Genomic DNA, 255 nt, shown 5'->3' with positions numbered 1-255 from the left:
ATATTCCCACAAGTGATAGTATTGCACTAAAATCCTTACAGGTTTGCTCATTTTTTTTATTTTCATTTTAGAATTAATGTTCATTTGTATCTGTATCTTTTTTTTTGGAATTTTTATTCCAAAAAATTGTATATTTGCATTCATATAATTTTAAAAAAAAAATGAAAGCAATAATTTTACAAGCCCATGGGGATGCATCAAATCTGGTATTAGCTGAGGTACCGGTTCCGGTAGCAAAAACGGGTGAAGTGCTAA

1 protein-coding gene is annotated in these 255 nt (G+C 29.4%); it reads right to left on the bottom strand.

What is annotated here, in order from left to right; translation table 11 throughout:
* Positions 1-73: 73 nt before the first annotated feature.
* Positions 74-255, bottom strand: a 182-nt coding sequence (locus SB752_RS32885) for a hypothetical protein (protein WP_410719577.1), incomplete at its 5' end; no start/stop codon positions are given.

It is taken from the genome of Brevibacillus sp. SIMBA_040 (assembly GCF_046535075.1).
In the GTDB taxonomy this organism is placed as follows: Bacteria; Bacillota; Bacilli; order Brevibacillales; family Brevibacillaceae; genus Brevibacillus.
This window is presented reverse-complemented; position numbering and strand designations above follow the sequence as displayed.